Source organism: Pseudonocardia sp. DSM 110487, from assembly GCF_019468565.1.
Lineage (GTDB): Bacteria > Actinomycetota > Actinomycetes > Mycobacteriales > Pseudonocardiaceae > Pseudonocardia.
Genome location: NZ_CP080521.1, coordinates 550376 through 573074, shown reverse-complemented (window position 1 = coordinate 573074; position 22699 = coordinate 550376). Strand labels below are relative to the sequence as shown.

At 71.7% G+C, this 22699-nt stretch carries 26 protein-coding genes; 14 read left to right on the top strand and 12 right to left on the bottom strand.

The genetic code is table 11. From position 1 onward, the window contains the following. The first annotated feature begins 58 nt into the window (after positions 1-58). The 7 genes from K1T35_RS02480 to K1T35_RS02450 all read left to right on the top strand — a co-directional run bounded on the left by K1T35_RS02480 (position 59) and on the right by K1T35_RS02450 (position 6205). Entirely contained in the window at positions 59-1054 is a 996-nt protein-coding gene (locus K1T35_RS02480) for a substrate-binding domain-containing protein (protein ID WP_255621507.1), read from the top strand. Between the two features lie 64 nt (positions 1055-1118). Next, on the top strand, positions 1119-2180 hold the full coding sequence (locus K1T35_RS02475; protein WP_220258572.1) for an ABC transporter permease: 1062 nt from the start codon (positions 1119-1121) through the stop codon (positions 2178-2180). A 5-nt stretch (positions 2181-2185) separates the two neighbouring features. After that, a complete protein-coding gene (locus tag K1T35_RS02470) occupies positions 2186-3001 on the top strand; it encodes an ATP-binding cassette domain-containing protein (protein ID WP_220258571.1) in 816 nt (271 codons plus the stop codon). A 12-nt stretch (positions 3002-3013) separates the two neighbouring features. Then, positions 3014-4051 (top strand): Gfo/Idh/MocA family oxidoreductase, encoded by a 1038-nt coding sequence (locus K1T35_RS02465; RefSeq protein WP_220258570.1) that lies wholly within the window; start codon positions 3014-3016, stop codon positions 4049-4051. Beyond that, entirely contained in the window at positions 4048-5049 is a 1002-nt protein-coding gene (locus tag K1T35_RS02460; protein WP_255621505.1) for a Gfo/Idh/MocA family oxidoreductase, read from the top strand. The genes K1T35_RS02465 and K1T35_RS02460 overlap by 4 nt, the downstream gene beginning before the upstream one ends. Further along, positions 5046-5927: a sugar phosphate isomerase/epimerase gene (locus tag K1T35_RS02455; protein ID WP_220258569.1), complete on the top strand. Its 882-nt coding sequence runs from the start codon at positions 5046-5048 to the stop codon at positions 5925-5927. The genes K1T35_RS02460 and K1T35_RS02455 overlap by 4 nt, the downstream gene beginning before the upstream one ends. A gap of 119 nt (positions 5928-6046) precedes the next feature. Further along, positions 6047-6205: a hypothetical protein gene (locus tag K1T35_RS02450; protein WP_220258568.1), complete on the top strand. Its 159-nt coding sequence runs from the start codon at positions 6047-6049 to the stop codon at positions 6203-6205. 30 nt (positions 6206-6235) lie between these two features. Here the strand turns inward: K1T35_RS02450 and K1T35_RS02445 are convergent, their stop codons facing one another. After that, positions 6236-7228, bottom strand: a complete 993-nt coding sequence (locus tag K1T35_RS02445) for a LacI family DNA-binding transcriptional regulator (protein WP_220258567.1) — start codon at positions 7226-7228, stop codon at positions 6236-6238. Between the two features lie 108 nt (positions 7229-7336). On the opposite strand from K1T35_RS02445, the gene K1T35_RS02440 reads away from it, so the two are divergent. The 6 genes from K1T35_RS02440 (at position 7337) to K1T35_RS02415 (ending at position 12421) form a co-directional block, all read left to right on the top strand. After that, a complete protein-coding gene (locus K1T35_RS02440; RefSeq protein ID WP_220258566.1) occupies positions 7337-8479 on the top strand; it encodes a phytanoyl-CoA dioxygenase family protein in 1143 nt (380 codons plus the stop codon). Continuing rightward, positions 8479-9255 carry an SDR family oxidoreductase gene (locus tag K1T35_RS02435; RefSeq protein WP_220258565.1) on the top strand — a complete coding sequence of 259 codons (777 nt, stop codon included), beginning with the start codon at positions 8479-8481 and terminating at the stop codon, positions 9253-9255. Before K1T35_RS02440 ends, K1T35_RS02435 begins: the two co-directional genes overlap by 1 nt. Beyond that, positions 9255-10265: a Gfo/Idh/MocA family oxidoreductase gene (locus tag K1T35_RS02430; protein ID WP_220258564.1), complete on the top strand. Its 1011-nt coding sequence runs from the start codon at positions 9255-9257 to the stop codon at positions 10263-10265. Before K1T35_RS02435 ends, K1T35_RS02430 begins: the two co-directional genes overlap by 1 nt. A gap of 81 nt (positions 10266-10346) precedes the next feature. Next, on the top strand, positions 10347-11021 hold the full coding sequence (locus tag K1T35_RS02425; protein ID WP_220258563.1) for an NUDIX domain-containing protein: 675 nt from the start codon (positions 10347-10349) through the stop codon (positions 11019-11021). A 55-nt stretch (positions 11022-11076) separates the two neighbouring features. Next, the gene (locus K1T35_RS02420) at positions 11077-11541 is read left to right on the top strand and encodes a VOC family protein (protein ID WP_220258562.1); all 465 of its coding nucleotides are present in this window, start codon (positions 11077-11079) and stop codon (positions 11539-11541) included. 37 nt (positions 11542-11578) lie between these two features. After that, on the top strand, positions 11579-12421 hold the full coding sequence (locus tag K1T35_RS02415) for a class I SAM-dependent methyltransferase (protein ID WP_220258561.1): 843 nt from the start codon (positions 11579-11581) through the stop codon (positions 12419-12421). Here K1T35_RS02415 and K1T35_RS02410 read toward each other — a convergent pair. The 3 genes from K1T35_RS02410 to K1T35_RS02400 all read right to left on the bottom strand — a co-directional run bounded on the left by K1T35_RS02410 (position 12400) and on the right by K1T35_RS02400 (position 14564). Further along, positions 12400-12822 carry an SRPBCC domain-containing protein gene (locus tag K1T35_RS02410; protein WP_220258560.1) on the bottom strand — a complete coding sequence of 141 codons (423 nt, stop codon included), beginning with the start codon at positions 12820-12822 and terminating at the stop codon, positions 12400-12402. The genes K1T35_RS02415 and K1T35_RS02410 overlap by 22 nt on opposite strands. A 149-nt stretch (positions 12823-12971) precedes the next feature. Further along, complete coding sequence (locus tag K1T35_RS02405) at positions 12972-14003, bottom strand: NADP-dependent oxidoreductase (RefSeq protein ID WP_255622513.1); 1032 nt, start codon at positions 14001-14003, stop codon at positions 12972-12974. Positions 14004-14015: 12 nt separating this feature from the next. Further along, positions 14016-14564: a TetR/AcrR family transcriptional regulator gene (locus K1T35_RS02400; RefSeq protein ID WP_220258558.1), complete on the bottom strand. Its 549-nt coding sequence runs from the start codon at positions 14562-14564 to the stop codon at positions 14016-14018. 75 nt (positions 14565-14639) lie between these two features. Here K1T35_RS02400 and K1T35_RS02395 point away from each other — a divergent pair, with 75 nt between their 5' ends. After that, complete coding sequence (locus K1T35_RS02395) at positions 14640-14993, top strand: nuclear transport factor 2 family protein (RefSeq protein ID WP_220258557.1); 354 nt, start codon at positions 14640-14642, stop codon at positions 14991-14993. Positions 14994-15001: 8 nt separating this feature from the next. On the opposite strand, the gene K1T35_RS02390 is transcribed toward K1T35_RS02395, so the two are convergent. From K1T35_RS02390 to K1T35_RS02360, 8 genes are read right to left on the bottom strand one after another with little or no spacing between them, the layout of a single operon-like run. Then, positions 15002-16063 carry a C45 family peptidase gene (locus tag K1T35_RS02390; RefSeq protein ID WP_255621503.1) on the bottom strand — a complete coding sequence of 354 codons (1062 nt, stop codon included), beginning with the start codon at positions 16061-16063 and terminating at the stop codon, positions 15002-15004. After that, a complete protein-coding gene (locus tag K1T35_RS48650) occupies positions 16060-16716 on the bottom strand; it encodes an FMN-binding negative transcriptional regulator (protein WP_255621502.1) in 657 nt (218 codons plus the stop codon). Before K1T35_RS48650 ends, K1T35_RS02390 begins: the two co-directional genes overlap by 4 nt. Beyond that, a complete protein-coding gene (locus K1T35_RS02385; protein ID WP_255621501.1) occupies positions 16686-17657 on the bottom strand; it encodes a P1 family peptidase in 972 nt (323 codons plus the stop codon). The genes K1T35_RS48650 and K1T35_RS02385 overlap by 31 nt, the downstream gene beginning before the upstream one ends. Further along, the gene (locus tag K1T35_RS02380; RefSeq protein ID WP_220258555.1) at positions 17654-18391 is read right to left on the bottom strand and encodes an ABC transporter ATP-binding protein; all 738 of its coding nucleotides are present in this window, start codon (positions 18389-18391) and stop codon (positions 17654-17656) included. Before K1T35_RS02380 ends, K1T35_RS02385 begins: the two co-directional genes overlap by 4 nt. After that, complete coding sequence (locus K1T35_RS02375) at positions 18388-19317, bottom strand: ABC transporter ATP-binding protein (protein WP_220258554.1); 930 nt, start codon at positions 19315-19317, stop codon at positions 18388-18390. The genes K1T35_RS02380 and K1T35_RS02375 overlap by 4 nt, the downstream gene beginning before the upstream one ends. Further along, complete coding sequence (locus K1T35_RS02370; protein WP_220258553.1) at positions 19314-20126, bottom strand: ABC transporter permease; 813 nt, start codon at positions 20124-20126, stop codon at positions 19314-19316. Before K1T35_RS02370 ends, K1T35_RS02375 begins: the two co-directional genes overlap by 4 nt. Further along, positions 20123-21094: an ABC transporter permease gene (locus tag K1T35_RS02365; RefSeq protein ID WP_220258552.1), complete on the bottom strand. Its 972-nt coding sequence runs from the start codon at positions 21092-21094 to the stop codon at positions 20123-20125. Before K1T35_RS02365 ends, K1T35_RS02370 begins: the two co-directional genes overlap by 4 nt. Further along, a complete protein-coding gene (locus K1T35_RS02360; protein ID WP_220258551.1) occupies positions 21094-22695 on the bottom strand; it encodes an ABC transporter substrate-binding protein in 1602 nt (533 codons plus the stop codon). Before K1T35_RS02360 ends, K1T35_RS02365 begins: the two co-directional genes overlap by 1 nt. Positions 22696-22699: the final 4 nt, after the last annotated feature.

The following is a 22699-nucleotide window of genomic DNA, read 5'->3' as shown; positions in this document are numbered from 1 at the left end:
ACTGACCCATCCCCAGCCCGCCGCTGCGGCCGGCTGTGCACTGGAAGGAAGCTCAAAGATGAGTACCAGGAAGACGATGCGTGCGTTGGCGGTGGCCGCGGCGCTCGGCATCGCGCTGGCGGCGTGCAGCAGCCAGGGCGGGGCCCAGCAGGAACAGGGCGGCGGGGGTGGCCCCGCCGGCGGCAACGTCGGCGGCGAGCAGTTCACGATCGCGATGGTCACGCACGAGCAGCCCGGCGACACGTTCTGGGACCGTATCCGGGCCGGCGCGGAGGACGCGGCACGCGCACACAACGTCGACCTGAAGTACTCGAACGGCGCCCAGGCGCCCGAGCAGGCGACGCTGGTGCAGAACGCGATCGACAGCCAGGTCGACGGCCTCGCCGTCACGCTCGCCCAGGTGGAGCAGGTCGGTCCCGCGGCGAAGGCGGCGGCCGACCGCGGCATCCCGGTCGTGGCGTTCAACGCCGGGAAGGACGACTACCAGCGGTTCGGCGCGAAGATGTACTTCGGGTCGGACGAGAGCGTCGCCGGCCAAGCCGCCGGGCAGCGCCTCGCCCAGGACGGCGCCCAGAAGGTGATCTGCGTGGTCCAGGAGCAGGGCCACGTCGCGCTCGAGGCCCGCTGCGCAGGTGTGGCGGCGAGCTTCCCCAACACGGAGAACCTGTACGTGCAGGGCACGGACCTGCCGTCGGTGCGCTCGACGATCGGCGCGAAGCTGCAGGAGGACCCGTCGATCACGCACATCATCGCGCTCGGTGCCCCGTTCGCCCTCACCGCGCTCGAGTCCGTCACCGACGCCGGTAGCCAGGCGAAGGTGGCGACGTTCGACCTGAACGTCGACGCGGCGAAGTCGATCCAGGAGGGCCGGATCATGTTCGCCGTCGACCAGCAGCCCTACGTGCAGGGCTACATGGCCGTGGCGTCGTTGTGGCTGAACCTGACCAACGGCAACGACCTGGGCGGCGGTGGCCCGGTGCTCACCGGCCCGTCATTCGTCGACTCCACCAACGTCGAGCAGATCGTCGGCTACGCACAGAACAACAAGCGCTAGTTCCTTCTCCGGGGGGAGCCGGTGGCCCGGCTCCCCCCGGTCCGTCCCAACCCTGGAGCGAGCCATGAGCTCACCCGTGGCGACCCAGCCCCCACCGACACCGCCCACCGAGGCGGCGCGTCCCAAGAAGCCGCTGCTGTCCACCCTGCTCACCCGCCCGGAGGTCGGGTCGTTCGCGGCGGCGATCGCGATCTTCATCTTCTTCTCCGCGCTCGCCGAGCCGTTCCGCAGCCTGCCGGCGCTGTCGACGGTGCTCTACGCGAGCTCGTCGATCGGCATCGTCGCCGTCGGGGTGGCCCTGCTGATGATCGGCGGCGAGTTCGACCTGTCGGCGGGCGTGTCTGTGGTGACCGGCGCGCTGACGGCGTCGATGATCAGCTACCAGCTCAGCCTGAACCTGTGGGTCGGGGTGTTCGTCAGCCTGATCGTGATGCTGGCGGTCGGGTTCTTCAACGGCTACCTGGTCGTGAAGACCGGCATCCCCAGCTTCCTGATCACCCTGGGTTCGTTCTTCATGCTGGGTGGCATCAACCTCGGCGTCACGAAGCTGGTGACCGGCACGGTGGCCACCCAGAACGTCGCGGACATGGACGGGTTCGCCTCGGCACGCGCCGTCTTCGCCTCGGAGTTCGCCGTGGGTGGCGTGACCATCCGCGTCACGGTGCTCTGGTGGATCTTCTTCGTGGCGCTGGCGACCTGGATCCTGCTGCGCACCCGCCTCGGCAACTGGATCTTCGCCGTCGGGGGGAACGCGGCCAGTGCCCGCGCGGTCGGTGTGCCCGTGGACAAGGTGAAGATCGGCCTGTTCATGGGCGTGGCCTTCATGTGCTGGTTCTACGGGATGCACATCCTGTTCGCCTTCAACACCGTGCAGTCCGGGCAGGGGGTCGGCAACGAGTTCCTCTACATCATCGCCGCGGTCGTCGGCGGCTGCCTGCTCACCGGCGGGTACGGCTCGGCGATCGGCGCCGCGGTCGGCGCCTTCATCTTCGGCATGACCACCCAAGGCATCGTGTTCGCCGGCTGGGACCCGAACTGGTTCAAGTTCTTCCTCGGCGCGATGCTCTTGCTCGCGGTCATGCTCAACCTCTACGTCAAGAACTACGCGCTCAACCGCAGGAGCTGAGGGCCATGACCGACACGATCGTGGAGCACGCCGACCGGACCCTGCGGATCGGCACCCCGCTCGTCGAGATGGAGGGCGTCGGCAAGGCCTACGGCGCCATCCGGGCCCTGGAGGGCATCAACCTCACCGTCAACGCCGGCGAGGTCACCTGCGTCCTCGGTGACAACGGCGCCGGGAAGTCCACCCTCATCAAGATCATCTCCGGCCTGCATCCGCACACCGAGGGAACGCTCAAGGTGGACGGGCAGGAGGTGCACTTCGGCTCGCCGCGCGAGTCCCTCGACCACGGCATCGCCACCGTCTACCAGGACCTCGCTGTCGTCGGGCTGATGGAGGTGTGGCGCAACTTCTTCCTCGGCTCCGAGATCCGCAAGGGCAACTACCCGCTCGCCCCGCTGGACATCAAGGGCATGCGGGAGATCGCCGACGCCGAGCTGCGCAAGATGGGCATCGTCGTCAAGGACATCAACCAGCCGATCGGCACGCTCTCCGGCGGCCAGCGCCAGTGCGTCGCCATCGCACGGGCGGTGTACTTCGGCGCGCGGGTGCTCATCCTCGACGAGCCGACGGCGGCACTGGGCGTCAAACAGTCCGGGGTGGTGCTCAAGTACACCGCCGCCGCCCGCGACGCCGGCCTCGGCGTCGTGTTCATCACCCACAACCCGCACCACGCGTACCTGGTGGGCGACCACTTCATCATCCTGAAGCTCGGCCGCCGGGTGCTGGACAGGAAGCGCTCCGAGGTCTCCCTCGAAGAGCTCACCGCCGAGATGGCGGGCGGTCAGGAGCTTGCAGAGCTCTCCCACGAACTCAAGCGATAGAGGAGTACGCGAGTGACACTCGACGTCGGCGTCATCGGCACCGGCATGATCGGCCAGGACCACATCCGGCGGATCAGCTCGGTGCTGTCCGGCGCCCGGGTCGCCGCGGTGACCGACGTGGACCTCGACCGCGCCCGTGGGGTCGCCGGCGGCGTCCCCGGGGCGGTCGTGCACGCCACCGGCCAGGCCCTGATCGACGACCCGGGCGTCGACGCCGTCGTCGTCACGTCGTGGGGACCGACGCACGAGGAGTACGTGCTCGCCGCGATCGCCGCGGGCAAGCAGGTGTTCTGCGAGAAGCCCCTCGCCACCACCCGCGAGGCATGCGAGCGGATCGTCGACGCCGAGGTCGCGACGGGCGAGCGGCTGGTGCAGGTCGGGTTCATGCGCCGGTTCGACCCGCAGTACCGGGCGATGAAGGCCGTGGTCACCAGCGGGGAGATCGGGGCGCCGCTGCTCATGCACGCGGCGCACCGCAACCCCTCCGTGCCGGACTTCTTCACCAGCGACATGACGATCAACGACTCCACGGTCCACGACATCGACGTGGCCCGCTGGATGTTCGACGACGAGATCGCGGCCGTCACCGTGCTGAAGGGGCGGATCAGCCGCAAGGCGAAGGCGGGGTTCAACGACCCGCTGCTCGTGCTGCTGGAGATGCGCAGCGGCGTGATCGTGGACGTCGAGGCGATGGTGAACGCGGGCTTCGGCTACGACATCCGCGGCGAGGTGGTCTGCGAGGACGGCACCGTGGAGCTGTCGGAGAGCGCGGGCGCGATCGTCAAGCGGGCGGGGCGGTACTCCGGGCGAGTGCCGGAGACCTGGAAGGAGCGCTTCGTCGGGGCGTTCGACCTCGAGCTGCAGGCCTGGGTCGACGCCGTGCTCGGGGGCGGCACCACCGGTCCGAGCTCGTGGGACGGCTACGCGGCCACTGTCGCGTGCGAGACCGGGCTTGCGGCGCTGCGCAGCGGGCGGCGCGAGGAGATCGTCCTGCGGGAGCGGCCCGACCTGTATGCCAAGGCGGGCGCCCCGGAGGAGGTGCCGGCGTGAAGAAACTCGGCATCGGACTCGCCGGCGTCGGGCGGATGGGGCGCATCCACGCCATCGACCTCGTCTCCCGCTGCGCGCGGGCCGGGCTGGCCTGCGTCTACGACGCCGACGGCGAGCGCGCGGCTGCCCTCGCCGCGCAGCTGGATGTGCCGGTGGCGGCGAGCTTCGAAGAGCTGCTCGAGCGCGCGGAGGCGGTGGCGATCGCCACCCCCACCGGCACCCACGCCGAGCTGTCGGTGGCCGCGGCGCGGGCAGGGCTGCCGGTGTTCTGCGAGAAGCCGGTCTCGCTCGACCGCGCCACCACGGTCGCGACGATCGAGGCCGTCGAGACCGCGGGCGTGCCGTTCCAGGTGGGCTTCCATCGGCGGTTCGACCCGGACTGGGTGGCAGCCGCGGAGCGGATCGCCGCGGGTGAGCTGGGCGACGTCACCCTGTTCCGCACGTCGCTACGGGACATGAACCCGCCGGACCCGGCGTACCTCGCCGGCTCGGGCGGGTTCTTCGTGGACGTCACCGTGCACGACCTGGACGTCGCGCGCTGGCTCGTGGGCGAGGTCGTCGAGGTCAGCGCGCACGGAACCGCGTCCGACCCGGCGTTCGCGGAGCTGGGCGACATCGACACCGCCGTGGTCGTGCTGCGCTTCGCGAACGGCGCGCTCGGGGTGATCGACAACAGCCGGGGCGCGCGCTACGGCTACGAGTGCTCGACCGAGGTGATGGGCACCCTCGCCACGGCACGCATCGACAACCCGCACCGGCGAGGGCTGGAGTGGCGCACGCCCGGCATGGCGGCGCGCGACCTCGTGCGCGACTTCGAGGAGCGCTACCCGTACGCCTACGCCGCCGAGCTGGACGCGTTCGCCGATTGCGTGCGCACCGGCATCCCACCCCGCGTCACCGGCCAGGACGCGCTCGCCGCGTTCGACCTGGCCGTGGCCGCCGACGAGTCGTGGCGCACCGGACGGCCGGTCGCCGTCAAGCAGGGAGACAGCGCATGACCACCGACCGGATCGCCGGAGCACCCATCTCGTGGGGTGTCTGCGAGGTGCCCGGCTGGGGCTACCAGCTGCCGCCGTCGCGGGTGCTCGCCGAGATGCACGACGTCGGGCTCGTCGCCACCGAGCTAGGCCCGGACGGGTTCCTCCCTGCCGACGCGAGCGCGATGGCCGACGTGCTCGCCGGCCACGACCTGCGGCCCATCGGCGGGTTCACCCCGCTGCTGCTGCACGTCACAGGGCAGGACCCGGTGCCGGATGTCGAGAAGCTGCTGCAGACGTACGCCGCGACGGGCTCCGATGTGCTCGTGCTGTCGGCCGTCACGGGTCTCGACGGGTACGACGAGCGCCCCGACCTCGACGCCGAGGGGTGGCGCACCCTGCTCGGGAACCTCGACCGGCTCGACGCGCTGGCCGCGGCGCACGGCGTCAAGGCCGTGCTGCACCCGCACGTCGGCACGATGGTCGAGAACGGCACCGACGTGCAACGCGTGCTCGACGGCTCGTCTATCGCGCTCTGCCTCGACACCGGGCACCTGCTCATCGGCGGCACCGACCCCGCCGAGCTCACCCGCCAGGCGCCGCACCGGATCGCGCACACGCACGTCAAGGACGTCGACCTCGGCCTCGCGCGGCAGGTGCAGTCGGGGCGGCGGACCTACACCGAGGCCGTGCGCGAGGGCATCTATCGCCCGGTCGGGTGCGGCGACGTCGACTTCACCGCGATCGTGAGTCACCTGCGGGCCGAGGGGTACCCGGGCTGGTACGTGCTCGAGCAGGACACGATCCTGACCGAGGAACCCAGCGGCGAGGGCCCGCTCACCGACGTCCGCGCGAGCGTGGCGGCGTTGCGCGCGCTACTCGAATCCCCGACGGAGTGACGCAGGACTCACCCGGAAGCGACACGATCCAGGCCGCTGGGACGATAGTCCGCAGAGCAGATGGCGACGAGGCGCATCGAGAACTCCGAGGGGGGCGACGCACCATGATCAATATTTCCGTGTCCTCGCGATCGTTGGCGGCCGCCCGCCGGGTCGATCCGAACGTTTCGCCCGCCGCGGTGCACGCCGCCGTCGAGGCGGCGATCGCCGAGCACATGCGCGAGCAGCGGCGGCGCCAGGCGCGGCCGTCGGACAAGCTCGAGGGCCCCGACGCGTAGCCGATTCCGACGAACGCGCCGTTCGTCGGATCAGGGGCGAGGTGGGGCCGTGGTGCCCCGGACCACCAAGTGGGGCTTCAGGACCACCTCCACCGGCTCCGTACGGCTCCCGTCAAGGCGTTCCAGTGCGGCAGCGACCGCCTGGCGTGCCTGCTCGCCAGCCTCCTGGCTCACGGTGGTGAGGTCGATGTGGGAGAGGCGGGCGAGCTCGCCGTCGTCGTAGCCGATCACCGACACGTCCTGGGGCACGCGCACGCCCGCGCGCAGGAACACGTCGAGGAGGCCGAGCGCGCAGCGGTCGTTGGCCGCGACGATCGCGGTCGGCAGCGCGGCGTCGGCCAGTAGCGTGCGGGCCGCGGCCGCACCCGCCGCCTCCTCGTAGCCGCCGGGTAGCACGCCGCCCTCGAGGCCGTGGCGGTGCAGGGCGGCGCGGAAGCCCACCCGCCGATCCGCCGCCATCGCCGCCTCGCCGCCGTCGACGTGCACGATCCGGCGGTGGCCCAGTCCGATGAGGTGGTCGACGGACTCGCCGATCCCCGCCTCGTCGGCCACCCGCACGACGTCGAACCCGTCGGGGGCGACGTGCCGGGCGACGACGACGACGGGCGCCCGCGCGCCGAGCGCCGCCAGGTCGGCGGGAGGTAGCTCGGGGGCAAGCAACAGCACCGCCTCGCAGCGCATGTCGAGCAGCGTCTCCACGACGCGGGGCTCGTCGGCGACCGGGGTGATCGCGCTCAGCGCCACGGCGTACCCGCGCGCATCGGCCGCGACCTGCACCTCCTCCGCCATCTCCGTGCGGAAGGCGTCGCGCAGGAGCACCGGGACACCCAGGAGCCGGGTGCGGCGGCGCGCGAGCAGGCTGGCCGTGCGGTCGGCCCGGTAGCCGAGGCGCTCGGCCGCCGCCATGACCCGCTCACGGGTGCGGGCGCTCGGGCCGGGCACGTCGCGCAGGACGAGCGAGACCGAGGCCGTGGAGACGCCCGCCTCGGCGGCGACGTCCTCGAGCCGGGGCCTGCGGTGCACGTCCACCCCCTTGACAGCCCTCGATGCCGAGAGGAGCCTAACGCAGGTCTAAAGCGCTTTAAAACCAGAGCGCTTCAAGAACAGGAGCGCTTCAAAACGGGAGCTGACATGGCAACGACGCACGCCCCCGACACCCGCTGGTCCGAGGCAACCTGCCGACTCGAGGACCTGCTCGAGGTGCTCGCCGACCGCACCGATCCCCACGACTTCCCGCTCGCCACCGAGGTCATCGACGAGGTCCTCTGCTACGACGCCGCGCGGCTGCTGGAGGGGCCATCCGAACAGGCGCGGGCGGAGCTCGTGCGTGCCTTCTCCCACGGCCCCGGCATCGTCGTGGTGCGCGGCGCGTACCCGGACCAGGCCGTGGTCGACCGCGCCACCGTGGCGTTCGAGGAGATGATCGCCGCGCAACGCGCGAGCGGAGTCGCGGCCGGGGACCACTTCGCGAAGCCGGGGGCGAACGACCGCGTGTGGAACGCGCTGGAGAAGCTCGCCGTGCACGCGCCCGAGGCGTTCGTCGACTACTACGCCAATCCGATCGTCGCGCTCGCCTCCACGGCGTGGCTAGGCCCCGGCTACCAGGTGACGTCGCAGGTCAACGTCGTCAACCCCGGCGGAGCGGCCCAAGTCGGGCACCGCGACTACCACCTCGGGTTCCTGCCGCCCGCGCGCATCGAGCAGTTCCCGCCGCACGTGCACGTGCTCTCCCCCGTGCTCACGCTGCAGGGCGCGGTTGCCCACACCGACATGCCGGTGGAGAGCGGCCCGACGATGTACCTGCCGCACTCCCAGAAGTACGGGCCCGGCTACCTCGCCACCGGCCGCCCCGAGTTCCGCGAGCACTTCGAGCGCCACCACGTCCAGCTCCCGCTGCAGACGGGGGACGCCGTGTTCTTCAACCCGGCCGTGATCCACGGCGCGGGCACGAACCGCTCGACGGACGTGCGGCGGATGGCGAACCTACTGCAGATCTCCTCGGCGTTCGGGCGCGCCATGGAGAGCGTCGACCGCGATCGGATCTGCCGCGCCGTCTATCCCGCGCTGCGCAAACACCCGGGGCCCGAACACGCCGTCACCGCCGCGGCGGAGGGCTACCCGTTCCCCACCAACCTGGACCGCGACCCACCGGTCGACGGCCTCGCCCCGCCCAGCCAGGCCGACCTCGTCCGGCGCGCACTGGCCGAGGGCTGGGCGCCCGAGGCGTTCGAGGCCGCGCTCACCGATCACACCGATCGCCGCGGGACGGCGTGATGGGCCTCCTGACCGACCGGGTGGTGCTGGTCAGCGGCGGCACGCAGGGTGTCGGCGCAGGCGTGGCGCGGGCCGCCGCACGTGAGGGCGCCACCGTCGCCGTCAGCGGCCGGCGCCCCGAGCCGGGAGAGAAGCTCGTCGCCGCGCTGCGCGAGACCGGCACCGACGCGCTATACGTGCCGGCCGACGTCGCGGACGTGGGCCAGGCGCAGGACTCGGTGGCGGCCGTGATCGAGGCGTTCGGCCGGATCGACTCGCTGGTCAACGCGGCCGGGCTCACGTCGAGGGGCACGCTGGTCGACACCACCCCCGGACTGTTCGACGAGCACATCGCGATCAACCTGCGGGCGCCGTTCTTCCTCATGCAGGCCGCCGTGCGGGACATGCTGCGCCGCGGCGCCCCCGGCACGATCGTCAACGTCATCTCCTCGTCGGAGCTGGGCGGGCAGCCGTACCTGGCGCCGTACGTCGCGGCGAAGGCGGGGCTCGCCGGGGTCACCCGCAACGCCGCCCACGCCCACCGCTTCGACCGGATCCGGATCAACGGCCTCGACATCGGCTGGACCGACACCGAGGGCGAGGACGCCACCCAGCGCCGGTTCCACGACGCCGACGACGGCTGGCTCGAGGACGCGGCGCGGCGGCTGCCGATGGGCAAGCTCGGGCAGGTCGACGAGATCGCCGACTTCGTCGTGTTCCTGCTGTCGGACCGCAGCGGCGTCGTCACCGGCTCGGTGATCGACTGGGACCAGAACGTGTTCGGAGGGCTCGACTAATGGCAGGCACGCGACTCGGATTGATCGGGCTCGGCCGGATCGGCGCGTTCCACGCGCAGACCCTCGCCGGCTTGCCGGCCGTCGACTCGCTGGTCGTCACCGACGCCGTGCCCGCGGTGACGAAGGAGGTGGCCGGGCGGGTCGGCGCCGAGCCTGCCGACTCGGTGGCCGAACTGCTCGCCGCGGGCATCGACGGTGTGCTGGTGGCGGCTGCGACCGACACGCATCCCGAGCTGGTGCTCGCCGCGGTCGAGGCCGGGCTGCCGGTGTTCTGCGAGAAGCCGCTCGCCCGCGCCGTCGACGACGCCGTGTGGGTGGCGCGGCGGGTGCAGGAGTCCGGCGTGCCCGTGCAGATCGGGTACCCGCGCCGGTTCGACCCGGCGTTCCTCGCCGCCCGCGCGGCGGTGGAGAGCGGGGAGCTCGGCGGACTGCACACCGTCCGCTCCACCACGCTCGACCCGGCCCCGCCACCCGCCACGTACCTCGCCGGCTCGGGCGGGATCTTCCGGGACTGCGCGGTGCACGACTTCGACGCCGTGCGCTGGGTGACCGGCCGGGAGGTCGTCGAGGTCTACGCCACCGGCTCCGACCGGGGCGACCCGCTGTTCTCCGAGATCGGCGACGTGCACACCGCGGCCGCGATCCTCACGCTCGACGACGGCACGCTCGGCGTCGTCTCCAACAGCCGGGGCAACCCACGCGGCTACGACGTGCGGCTGGAACTGCACGGGACCGCGGACAGTGCGGCGGCGGGCCTGGACGACGGGCTGCCGCTGCGCTCACTGGAACCCGGCGTCACCTTCCCCGCCGGCCCGCCGCACTCGTTCTTCATGGACCGGCTCGCGGCGGCGTTCCGGGCCGAGCTCGCGGTGTTCACCGAGGTCGTCGCGGGCGCCCGATCGAGCCCGTGCACCGTGCAGGACGCACTGGAGGTGGCGTTCATCGCAGAGGCCGCCACGCTCTCCCTGCAGCAGCACCGCCCGGTGCGCGTGGAGGAGGTGCGTTCCTGATTCCGACGAGATATGGGACCCGCAGCGCGGGAGGATGATCGACATCCGGTAGCGTCAGCCCGACGATAAGTCGGGAGGACGATGCGCGGCAACCTGTTCGCCGTTGCGGTGGACCTGGTCGTGCTCACCGTGCGGGACGGTGTCCTGTGTGTGCTGCTGCGCGAGCGGGCGGCCCAGCCGTTCGCAGGCGAGCGCGCCCTCCCCGGCGGTTTCGTGCGCGGACGCGAGGATCTCCTCGACGCCGCAGGCCGGGAGCTCGTGGAGATCGGGCTGGCGATCGACGGCCACCACCTGGAACAGCTCGCGAGCTACGCCGCCCCGGACCGGGACCCGCGCGGCCGGGTGCTCACGGTGGGGCACCTCGCGCTCGTGCCCGACCTCCCCGAGCCACCCGGCGAAGGCATCTGGGCGCCGGTGGACGAGGCGGGCACGCTCGCCTTCGACCACAAGCAGATCCTCGCCGACGGCGTCGAGCGGGCGCGCGCGAAGCTCGAGTACACGACCCTCGCCGCGGCGTTCTGCCCGGCTGAATTCACGATCTCCCAGCTGCGGCGCGTGTACGAGGCGGTGTGGGGCACCACTCCCGACCCACGCAACTTCTCCCGCAAGGTCACCTCGACGCCCGGCTTCCTGGTGCCGACCGGCACGAAGGTCAGCTCCGGACGCGGGCGGCCGGGGCAGCTGTTCCGCCGCGGCCCGGCCACCGCCCTGCACCCGCCGATGCTGCGGGATCAGGCCTGGCACGAGGACCCCTGAGGTAGGCCGGCATCACGCCCGTAGCGCGGCCAGTCCGTTGAGCGAGCTTCCTGTCATGACCGTTCCGACCCTCGCCGGCATCCATCACCTGAAACTCCCGGTGCGCGACCTGCAGCGATCGGCAGACTGGTACGGGGAGGTGCTCGGCTACCGCGTCGTCATCGAGTTCGTGGAGCAGGGCGAGCTCGCCGGGCTGGCGATGGAGCAACCCGACGGCGGCCCACCGCTGGCCTTGCGCCTCGACCCCGCCCGCGCCGAGGCCGCCGCCGGCTTCGGCTACTTCGGCATCGGAGTGCCGGACTACCCCCGCCTCACCTCGCTCGCCGCTCGCCTCGACGAGCTCGGGTTGCGGCACGGTGGGGTGCACCGCGCCAGCGAGGGCTGGATCCTGCCGATGCTGCACGACCCGGACGGGCACGAGCTCGGCTTCTACACCCACGCCCGCCACGAGGACGCCCCGACCGGGCCGCACCGCGTGCACGACCCGGGACCCAACATGCGCGTAGAACCGATGGTCTGAGCGACGGCTCGACGGGGTATCCGGCGACGTGTCGCAGGTGAAGGTCCGGTTTCCGGACGCCATGGAGACCTCGTTGATCACGCTGTACGGGATCGCCATGGACGCGCGGATCGAACCGACGATCCTCGGCGACACGATGGCGGCCGAGGCGTTCGAGAAGATCGACTACGACTTCTCGTGGATGAGGACAAGGCTGTCATCGCCGAGGAGCGTCCGGACCAAGGTCGCGCTACGCGCGAAGCACTTCGACAACTGGACCGCGGAGTTCCTCGCGGCGCACGAGCGGGCCACCGTGCTCGTCCTCGGCGCCGGGCTCGACACGCGGGTGTGGCGCGTCGATCCCGGGTCCGAGGTGCATTGGTTCGACGTCGACCTGCCCCCTGTCATCGAGGCGCGCGGCAAGCTGTTCCCGCAGCGCGAGAACTACCGGACGATCGCGTCGTCAGTGACCGATCCGGAGTGGCTGGAGCAGATTCCGACCGATCGGCCGGTTCTGGTCGTCGCCCAGGGGCTGGTCATGTACCTGGAACCCGCCGAGGGGCACGCGCTCTTCCGGCGGATCACCGATCGCTTTCCGAGCGGCGCCGTCGTTCTGGACACGCACAACCGGCTCGCCGTCCGCACGAGCAACTGGATGCTGAAGCGCCGCTTCGGCCCGTCGCTCATGCGCTGGGCCATCGATGACGCGCACGAGCTCGAGCGGTCGAACCCGAGGCTGCAGTGCACCGACACGGTCAGCGCCCTCTCCCCCGCCCTGCTGGAAGCGGTGCCGCCCGGGGCGGCACCGCGCGGCTCCGCGATCGTCAGCAGGCTGACCCAGCTCGTGCCGCCGGTGCGGGACATGAGCCGGTACGTCCGCTACGAGATCGTGGGGACGTAGGCGGACAGACCGTCGAGCAGCATCCCGCTCCCCTGCTCGGACATGTCGCGCGCCTCCGCGGTGGCGCACGTCTGGGACAGCACGATCCGGGTCTTGCCGTTATCTGCGGTGAGGCCCACGGCCATGACGGTGGACTCACCCCCGGGGAGGTCCATGATCACTTCGAGGCGCTCGTTCTCGACGACCTCGCCGTAGGTGCCGGTCAGCGGGAACTCCGAGCCGTCCGGCGTGGCCATCGTGGCGCGCCACGCCCCGCCGGGGCGCACGTCGAGGGAGATCGAGGGCAGCACCGCGCCGGACCACCGCGCGTAGTGCTCGGGCTGGGTCCAGGCCGCCCACACGTTCTCGACCGGGGCGTCGAGCACGCGGGTCAGGGTGTAGTCGTAAGTGGTGGAGCTCATCGTCATCTCCTCGTCCGTTGACCCCTTGGGCGGAGCCGTTGAGGTGTGGACCGGGAGGCGACGCGAAGCTGATCGAACGCGCTACGTGACGGCGCTCACATTCGATGCTCGGTACGCGATCGCGGAGCAGCACGGTCGGGCAGAAGCTGTCAAAAGGTCACCGTGACCTTGCCGTTCAGGCCGCCCGCCGCGAACTGGCGGTGTGCGGCGCGGACGTCATGGATGCCGAAGGTGGAATCGACGCGGACGGACACCGAACCCTGATCGACATGCTTCACGACTTCGCGTAGTCCGGCGCCGTCCTCGCGAACCTGATTGACCGTGGTCCGAACATTCCTCGCGGACAGATCAGGAACCGGGCCGGCCTGCGTTGCGATCGAGGCGTATCGGCCGCCTTCGACCACGGCGTCGGTGACGAAAGCACCGAAGGTGTCGAAGACGGCGTCGTAGTGTCGATCGGCAAGTGCGGCCGGGTCAGTGGTAGCGAACTCGGCGCCGTGGTTCCTGGTGATGTCGAGTTGGGCTTCGCGGGAGACCAGAGCGTCCACCCGGACCCCTCGTGCCCGGGCGAGCTGCAGAGCCAATCCACCGACGGCGCCAGCTGCTCCAGCGATCAGCAGCCGTTCACCCGCCGACACTGCCAGCCACCTCAACGTCTGCAGGGCGGACAGCCCGGCCAGCGGCAGCGTGGCGGCCTCCACGAGACTCACCGACACCGGTGCGGGCGCGACCGAGCTTGCCCGCAGCGCCACGATGTCGGCCCACGTGCCGCGGCCGGTGCTCAGCTGGTGGGACATCGCGATGACCCGCTCCCCAGCCCGGAAGTCGCTGGTCCCACCGTCGAGCACGACACCAGCGAGGTCCCAGCCGAGCGTCATCGGCAGCGGCGGCGTCCCCTCCCCGATGGCGCCCTCGCGTGTCTTGTCGTCGACCGGGTTGATGCTCGTCGCGATGGCGCGGATCAGCACCTCGCCGTCTTCGGGCTCGGGCTCGGGAACCTCGTCGACCCGTAGCACCGACGGCTCACCGAAACGATCGATCCGGACGGCACGCATGAACAGCTCCCTGACTCGATGATCACTGTTCACGCCGAACCACGCGGTCGAACCGCGTGATTCCGGAGTGTGCCCGAGGTCCCACTTCCCGAACGAAGCCCCTGGGGTCGAGGAAAGCCCGTGCACCAGCAAGCGCCTTCAACTTCGCTGATCGTCGAGGGCACGGAGCGCGGCGGCGAGGAGCTCTGCTCGGCCGCGCGGTGTCATGCGTCCGATCTCCGCCATGAGGCTCAAGGTTCCTTGTTTGGCGACGGCGTAGGCGGCATGCGCGGCGACCCGCCGTGCCGCACTCGGCCGAGGGCCCGCCAGCTCCGCGAGGAGCGTGTCGTTGATCTCGTCGGCACCGAGCCGGCGTGTCCGCTCGCGGATCGCCGCCCGTGCCGACGGGTCGCTGGCGATCAGGCCGTGGAGCCCCGATGACTCCGCGGTGGTGTCGATGACGGCCGCGAGCAGGTCTTCCAGCGTGCGCGGTCCGGAGTGCACGAGTCGGGCATAGGCCGCGAGCGGCTCGCCGAGCAGGGCGTCGAGGATCTCCGCCTTCGAGCCGAAGTGGTAGTACAGCGCAGCCTTGGTCGTCCCCAGCCTGCCCGCGATGTCGGCGACCGAGGTGCCCGCGTAGCCCTGCGCCGAGAACAGCTCCAGCGCGATCGCCATTATCCGCCCACGGGTGCCGGGCTCGTCGGTCACATGTGCACGGTACTTGACGACCGATCGGTAAGTGGAGCAGGCTCTCACTTACTGACCGATCGTTTAGGAGACGTGATGACGAACGCGCGCGCCCTCGCCTACCGCATGCACGAAGCCTTCAACACGAGGAACTTCGAAGCGGTGGACGACATCTTCACCCCGGACTTCTTCAGCCATCCCATGGGCACGTCGGGGGCCGAGCACGTCAAGGAGACGTGGAGCGCGATCAGCCAGAAGTTTCCGGACATGCACTCCGTCGTCGACGACGTCGTTGCTGACGGCGACCTGGTCAGCCTGCGGGCCACGATCTCCGGGTTCTCCGCCGAGGACGTCACCTTGATGGAGATGTTCCGCGTGGAGGACGGGCGGATCGCCGAGCTGTGGGGGGCGAGCCAGAGCGTCGGGAACACCGTCCGCGACCTGCTCTGAGCTCCCCGTCAGGGGAAGGTCTGCCAGGTGTCGGCGATGACTCCACATGGCCCGCCCTCGTGCACGAGCACGCTGCCGGCGGCGACGTCCAGGCTGATCGTCGCCACCGTCTCCCAGCGCTCGTGCAGCGCGGCCGAGGGGTCGGGGTGCGCGCACACCGGTGCCTGGTGGGGACCGTGGCTCACCAGGGCCTCCGCCCTGGCCGTGACGTCGACGGCGGCCAGGCCGTCGACGTGGTCGCGCAGATGCGTCAGCCGGTCGTACGTCAGCGGCCGCTCGACGGCCAGCCGCTCGCCGATCGCGAGGTCCGGGTCGAGGAAGTGGTTGGTGTGCAGCAGGACGCCGTCCGCGGGGACCACCGCAACGCCGTCCGGGCACAGCTCGAGCGTGGCGGCCGCGTCGGCGGTGACCACCGTGATGGCGGTGGAGGCTGAGGTCCGCGCCGTCCGCGCCAGGTCGACGGCCTCGTCCACCGTGGCGGCCTCGTCGAGGATGCGGCGTGCGACCAGGTGCACGGGGACGCCGATCTCGGCGCTGTCCGACGCGTGGCGAAGGATGTTGAAGTGGACGCCCAGTCCCGCGGTGCTGACCCCGATCTTGGCCAGCACGCCGAACTCGGTGAACGTCCGCACCACACGGCCCGCGCACGGCTCGTAGGCCCACAGCACCGGCACCTCGCGCAGGTGCGGGTGCCAGTCCCAGGTCTGCACCGTGCGCGGCGCACCGCCGCCAGGCAGCACGACGGCCGTGGAGCACTCGCCCTCCCCCACCGCATCGAGGGCGGCGAGGATCTCGGTGCGCGCGTTGACGGCCCCCACCTGCCAGGCCGCGAGGCCCGCGCCCTCAGCGATGCCGGCCATCTCGGCGGCCAGCGCGGGCGCCCACTTCTCGGTGCTGCGCAGCGCCTCCTCCGCGTACGAGCGCACGCGCGCCGCGGTGGCGCCGTGCGCGTCGAAGAGCTCGGCGTATCCGTGGAACGTCGCCGCGACCTCGGCGGGCCACCGGGCCCCGAACTCGCTGCCGCGGGCGTGCGGATCGATCTCGGTGGACGTGTGGGTCGGGATGGTCACGCCGAGTTGACCTCCTCCATCAGATCGGCCAATGGGACGTTCCCGGTGGAACGCAACTCGTCCTGCACCCTGCCACGCCGCTCCGCGTCGATGTCCTGGCTCAACTTGAACAGGCTCCGTTCCGCGGTGACGTGGATCCGGAACGCCACCACTCCCGGCAGGATCTGCGCGAACCGCTCGCGGGAACGGGCGCTGGGGCACCATGCCGGCGTGCGCGTCGACTCCATCGCCCGCACCGTGGCCTCTACGACGGCCAAGGTCGCACCCGGATCGGTGATGAGCTCGACGGTGCCGGTCAGGTGCACGGCGGCGTAGTTCCACGTCGGCACGGCCGGGTCGGTGGCGTACGCGGTGGGCGACACGTAGCCGTGCGGCCCGCCGAACACCACCAGCACTGGCGGGGACCCCTCGAACCCCCGCCAGTGCGGATTGGCCTTCGCCATGTGGCCGAGCAGCGTCGTGCCGACGAACGTCGCGTCCACCCGACCCTGCTCGATCACCGGGACGTTCGTCCCGACCGGCACACCGTCGACGCTGCTGACGACCAGCGCGAACGGGTGTGCCCGCACCAGCTCGACGGCGTGGCGCGGATCGTCGGTCGCGAAGCGCGGGAACTCGAACATCAGCGCGCGCCGCAGAGGATCGCGTCCCACGCCACCTCGGAGGCGATCGCGCCGAGGCCGGTGGGCTTGAGGCCGTTCAGGTCCACCTCGTCCGTGGTCAGCGTGAACAGGACATCGCCGTCGTTCTCGGTGTGGAACGGCTGGATGCCGCGGTGCATGGAGCTGTGCACCTGCTTGCCGAGCTGGTCCAGCTCGCGGTCGGTGAGCCGGGCGTTCGTGACCAGCACCGAGAGCGTGGTGTTGCCGTGGACGGCCGCGGCGATGCCATCGGCGTAGTCGAGGTGCGGATGGCGGCGCGCCCCCTCGTCGGCGTGGAAGTTGCCGCGCACGATCGTGCCCTCCCGGTCTACGACGACCCCGACGGCGTTGAGCACCGTCGCGAAGAGGACCTTGATCTCGCCGACGGCCCGGAAGGCCGCTCCCTGCCCGGCGAGCTCGGCGCGCGGGGCGTCGACCTTGCCGACCGAGGTGCTGGCGCCCGCCCCGCACCGTCCCACGGGGAACAGCCCGTCGCGGGCGTTGCGCAGCGCCGCGCGCCCGAGCTCGGCGTCCGGATGGATCGCGTTGTCCCTCGTCGAGAAGTCGTAGACGACCGCGCCGGACACGAGCTGCAGCTCGTCCCACTTGACCCGGTTGCGGCGCCGTGCGAGCAGCTCCGCGCTGACGCCGGCGGCCGCCGCCAGCCCGTACACCGACCCGCCCGCAAGGCAGATGGCGTGGTTGAACCCGTAGCCGCCGGTCAGGCCGACCGCGCCTCCGCGCGCATCGACGGCCGTGCGCGCGCCTGCCGGGACGTGGACGACCGTGCACCCGGTGGGCCCCTCGGCGTACTCGGCGGTGCCGACCAGGACGCCAGGCAGGTCGAAGGCAACCGACTCCCGGCCCGGGCTGGGCTGCGGGACCAGCGGGAGGTCCCCGTTGGCGGGGACGTCCGGCGCGAAGGTCGACGGCGTCACCAGGCGCGGGGTCACAGGGCCTCCCAGAGCTGTTTCGAGTAGTCGTGCGCCGGTCCGGCGTAGAACGTCTCGGTCGGGCCGGTCTCGACGATCTCGCCTGCCCGCATGACCGCGATCCGATGTGCGACGTAGCGGACGGCGCCGAGGTCGTGCGAGATGAACAGCGCGCTGAAGCCGAACTCCTGCTGGAGGTCCCGGACGAGGTTGAGGATCTGCGCCTGCACGGAGACGTCGAGCGCGCTCACGGCCTCGTCGAACACGATGAACCGCGGCAGCGTGACGAGGGCACGGGCGATCGACACGCGCTGGCGCTGCCCGCCGGAGAGCTCGTGCGGGTACCGGGCGCCGAGCTCGGGCGGCAGGCCCACGCGCTCCAGCATCTCCTCCACCCGCTCCGGCGCTCGCTCCCCGAGCACGACGAGCGGCTCGGCGACGCTCTGCCCCACCCGCATCCGCGGGTTCAGCGACCACTGCGGGTGTTGCAGCACCGCCTGCATCTGCCCGGCCAGCTCGCGGCGCCGCCGCGGGAAGGGCCGCCCGGCGAACCGGACCACCCCCGCGGTGGGCCGTTGCAGCCCCAGCGCAACGCGGCTCGCCGTCGTCTTCCCCGAACCCGACTCGCCGACGAGGCCGAGCGTCTCGCCCTCGGCGACGGCCAGGGTGACGTCGCACAGCGCGTGGACGTGCTCCCGGCGCAGCGGCGGGCCGGTGGCGAACGTGACCGTGACGTCGTCGAGCTCGAGGATCATGCGTTCACCAGGTCGGATGCTAGGTGGCAGAGCACCTGCCGGTCCCGGACCGTGCTCGGCCCCGGCCGCTGCGTCGCGCAGCGGTCCTCGGCGTGTGCACACCGCGGCGCGAACGCGCAGCCCGCCGCGGGGCCGTCGAGCACGGGCGGCCGTCCCGGCACGGGCGCGAGCCGCTCACCGAGCGCCGCCATGGCAGGCGCCGATCGGGCCAGCGCCGCCGTGTACGGGTGTGCAGGCCGATCGAGCACCTCGGCGACGGGCCCGTCCTCGACCACGCGCCCGCCGTACATCACAGCGATGCGCGAGCAGCGGCGTGCGACGGCGGTGAGGTCGTGGCTCAGCCACAGGATCGTCGTGCCGTTCTCCGCGGCGAGGTCGAACAGCATGCCGAGGACATCCTCGCGGACCTGCGCGTCAAGGGCGGACGTCGGCTCGTCGGCCACCAGCAGCCGCGGCCGTCCGGCCATCGCGATGGCCAGCGCCACCCGCTGCGCCATGCCGCCGGAGAGCTGGTGCGGGAACAAGCGCGCGACCCGCGCGGGATCGGCGAGCCGGACGCGTTCCAGGTGCGGCAGCGGGTCCGCCCGCCTGCCGAGCACGAGCCGCAGCTGGGCGCCGATCCGCATGGTCGGGTCGAGCGCGGCGATCGGGTCCTGGAACACGAAGCCGAGCCGCTCGCGGCGCAGCCGACGCATCCCCGGCGGCGCGAGCGCGAGCACGTGCTCCCCCGCGACGCGCACCTCACCGTCGACATGGGCGGTGCGCGGCAGCAGCCGCCCGATCGCGGAGCCCAGCGTCGACTTGCCCGAGCCGCTCTCCCCCACGATCCCGACGGTCTCCCCCGCCTCGACGACCAGGTCGGCGCCGTCGAGCGCCCGGACGGACCCGTAGTCGACGGTGAGGTTCTGCACGGCCAGCAACGTCATACCAACGCCCTCGCCTGTCGGGGTTCGAAGCGGTCGCGCAACCCGTCGCCGACGACGTTGATCGCGAGGACCGCGATCACGAACACGGTCCCGGGACCGATGATCATCCACGGCGCGGCGATCATGTACGTCCCGCCCTGCTGGATCAGCACCCCGAGCGAGGCCTGCGGTGGCTGTACGCCGAATCCGAGGAAGCTCAGCCCGCCCTCGACCGCGATGCCGACCGAGAGCGCGTACGTCACCTGCACCGCGATCGTCCCCGCGACGTTGGGCAGCAGGTGCCTGCCGAGGATCCGGGGCAGCCGCGCCCCGCTGATGATCGCGGCGGTGACGTAGTCGCGCTGCGCGACGCCCACCGCGGCGGCCCGTACCAGCCGCGTCATCAGCGGGATGGTCACCAGCACGATGCTCGCCTGCGCGGCGAGCCGCCCGGGGCCGACGACCGCGGCCACCAGGATCGCCAGCACGATCGCCGGGAACGAGTAGAGCACCTCGACCAGCCGCAGGATCAGCTCGTTGACGATCCCGCCCTGGTAGCCGGCGACGATGCCGAGCACCGCGCTCAGCGCGGCCGTCACGAGGACGGCAACCGAGGAGAGCAGCAGCGTGGTCGCGATGCCCTCCATGATCCGCGGCAGCATCGAGCGCCCGAGGTTGTCGGTGCCGAAGAGGTAGTCCGCGCCCGGCGGCGCCATGCGCGGCCCGACGATCGCATCGGGGTCGCCTGCGACGTTCCAGACCGACCCGATGGCCAGCACGACGAGCAGCGCGAGGCAGACGAGTCCCGCCCGCGACAGCCAATCCCTCATCCGCGCCTCCCCTGCGCCGTCACGCCGTGCCGCGGGTCGATCAGGCCGGCCACGAGATCCACAACGAGGTTGAGCACGACGAACAGCGCGGCCGCGAGCAGCACGCCCGCCTGCACCACCGCGTAGTCCCGGCGACCCACGGCCTGCACGACGTAGGAGCCGATGCCGGGCAGGTTGAACACGTACTCGACGATGAGCGCCCCGCCGAGGAGGTAGCCGGTCATCGTCGCCACGAGCGTGACGACCGGAACGGCGGCGTTGCGCAGCACGTGGTGGCGCACGATGAACCACGGCGTCGCGCCACGGGCGACGGCGGCCGTGACGTACGGCTCGACGAGCACGCCCAGCACGGCGTCCCGGGTGGTCCGGGCCGTGATCGAGACGGCGAGGAACGCCAGCACGCACGAGGGCAGCACCATCGAGAGCAGGTTCGCGCCCGGATCGGTGCCGAACGGCGTGTACCCGCCCACCGGGAGGCCGAGGGCGTAGCGCGAGAACACGAACACGACGAGACTGCCCAGCACGAACTCCGGAACGCTCACGCCGATCCCGCTGAGCAGCCTGCCCACCGCCGCGCCGCCACCGGGCCGGGCACGTACGGCGGTGAGCACGCCCAGCGGCACCCCGACGACCACGGCGATGGCCACCGCGAAGAACGTCACCTCGGCGGTGACGGGCAGGCGCGCCGCCAGCTCCGCGGCCACCGGCTGCTGGCTGATCATCGAGACACCCATGTCGCCGCGCGCGACGGCGGCGAGCCAGTAGCCGTACTGCACGAGCACCGGCTGGTCCAGGCCGTAGCGCGCGGCCAGCTCGGCCTCCTGCTCCGGCGTGCCGAACGGGCCCAGGATGGTCTGCGCGAAGCCGCCGGGCATCATCCGCACCGCGGCGAAGATGAGCACCGAGACGCCGAGCAGCGTGACGGCAGCACTCGCCGTCCGCCCGAACCACCACAGCGCCAGCCGCATCAGGCCGCGCGCTTCCTGAAGTCGGCGATCAGTCGGAGCGCGTTCCCGTAGCCCTCGGTGGCATACAGCCCGACACTCGCGGCGTCGGTGCGGTACGCCACCGTGGACGGCCGGGTGACCAGCGGGATCATCTGGGCGTCCCGGTCGACGGCGGTGCAGACGTCGGCCAGCGCAGCGGTGCGTTCTGGGCCGGCCGGCAGCGCGCTCGCCTCGTCGACCGCCGCGGCGATCTCCGGGTTCGGTGCCATGAAGCCCTGGTTGAACATCGCCACGTCGGGCTTCCACCATGTGGTCACCATGCTCGCGTCGGCGTAGCCGGCGAACCAGGACAGCGCGGCGTCGAACGTCGCCGGGACGGCGCCGTAGACCGCGCCGGACCACGTCGCCTCGTCCATCTGCTCGATCCGCACCGTGATGCCGACCTGCTGCAGGTTCTGTTGGATCACCTGGGCGACGACCGGCGCAGGCGGGGTGGAGTAGATGCTGAGGGTGAACGACAGGTCGCCCGCGCCCGCTTCGGCGAGCAGCCGCTTCGCCTCCTCCAGATCAGCACCGGCGGACGGCAGGGTGGCCGGGTCGCACGCCCCGGGCAGCCCGGCAGGCGTCACCCCGGTGGGCCTGCCGAGGCCGCCGAGCGCGATGCTCGCGATCTGGTCCCGGTTCATCGCCATGTTGATCGCCGTCCGAACCCGCGGGTCGGCGAGCTTCGAACCGGGCTTCTGCGTGTTGAGCATCAGGTAGTAGAAGTCCGTTGTCGCCTGGCCGAGCACCTCGACGCCACGGGCGCCGGCGAGCATCGTGGCGGAATCGACGTTGCCGAGCGTCGCGAGCGACGCCCGGCCGCTCTGCAGCGACGCGACCCGCGCCGCGTCCTCGGTGGCGATCGTGACGTTCACCGCTTCCAGGTGCGGCGTGCCCGGTGCCCAGTACCCCTGGTTCCTGGCGAACCGCCACGACACGTCCTGGCGGTGGTCCTGCACGGTGAAAGGGCCGGTGCCCAGCATCGTCCGCGCGATGTCGACCGAGCCCTCGTCGATCTCCTTCATCGGCAGCACCGCTGCCGGGACGTTCGCGAGCGCGGCGAGGAAGGGCGTGTACGTCGCGCTCAACTCCACCTGCACGGTGCGATCGTCCGGCGCGGTCACCGACGAGATCGGGCCGAGCTGGCCGCGCCACACCGACGGCGATGCGAGCAGCCGCTGAATGCTGCCCACGACGTCGTCCGCCGTCATCGGCCGGCCGTTGGAGAAGGAGACGCCCTCGCGCAGGTGGAACACGTACGACGTGGGCGTCGGCGTCTCCCACCTCTCGGCGAGCCCGGGCTGCACCGAGAAGTCCGGCCCGATCGTCACGAGGGTCTCGTAGACCAGTGACATGAGCTGCCACGCCGATGCGACGTCCGCGAGCTGCGGGTCGAGCCCGGTGGCCACGCCGATGTCGATCGGCAATTCGACGTCGAGGGTGCCGCCTGCGGGGAGCGCCTCGTCGACGGTGGCGGCGTAGCCGGGGGCGGCGGAGCTCGCGGTCGGCGCCGGGACGTTCGCGGTGCAGGCCGACGTCACAAGGAGGGCCACGATCAGGCCTGGCCAGTTGCGGCGCACGGAG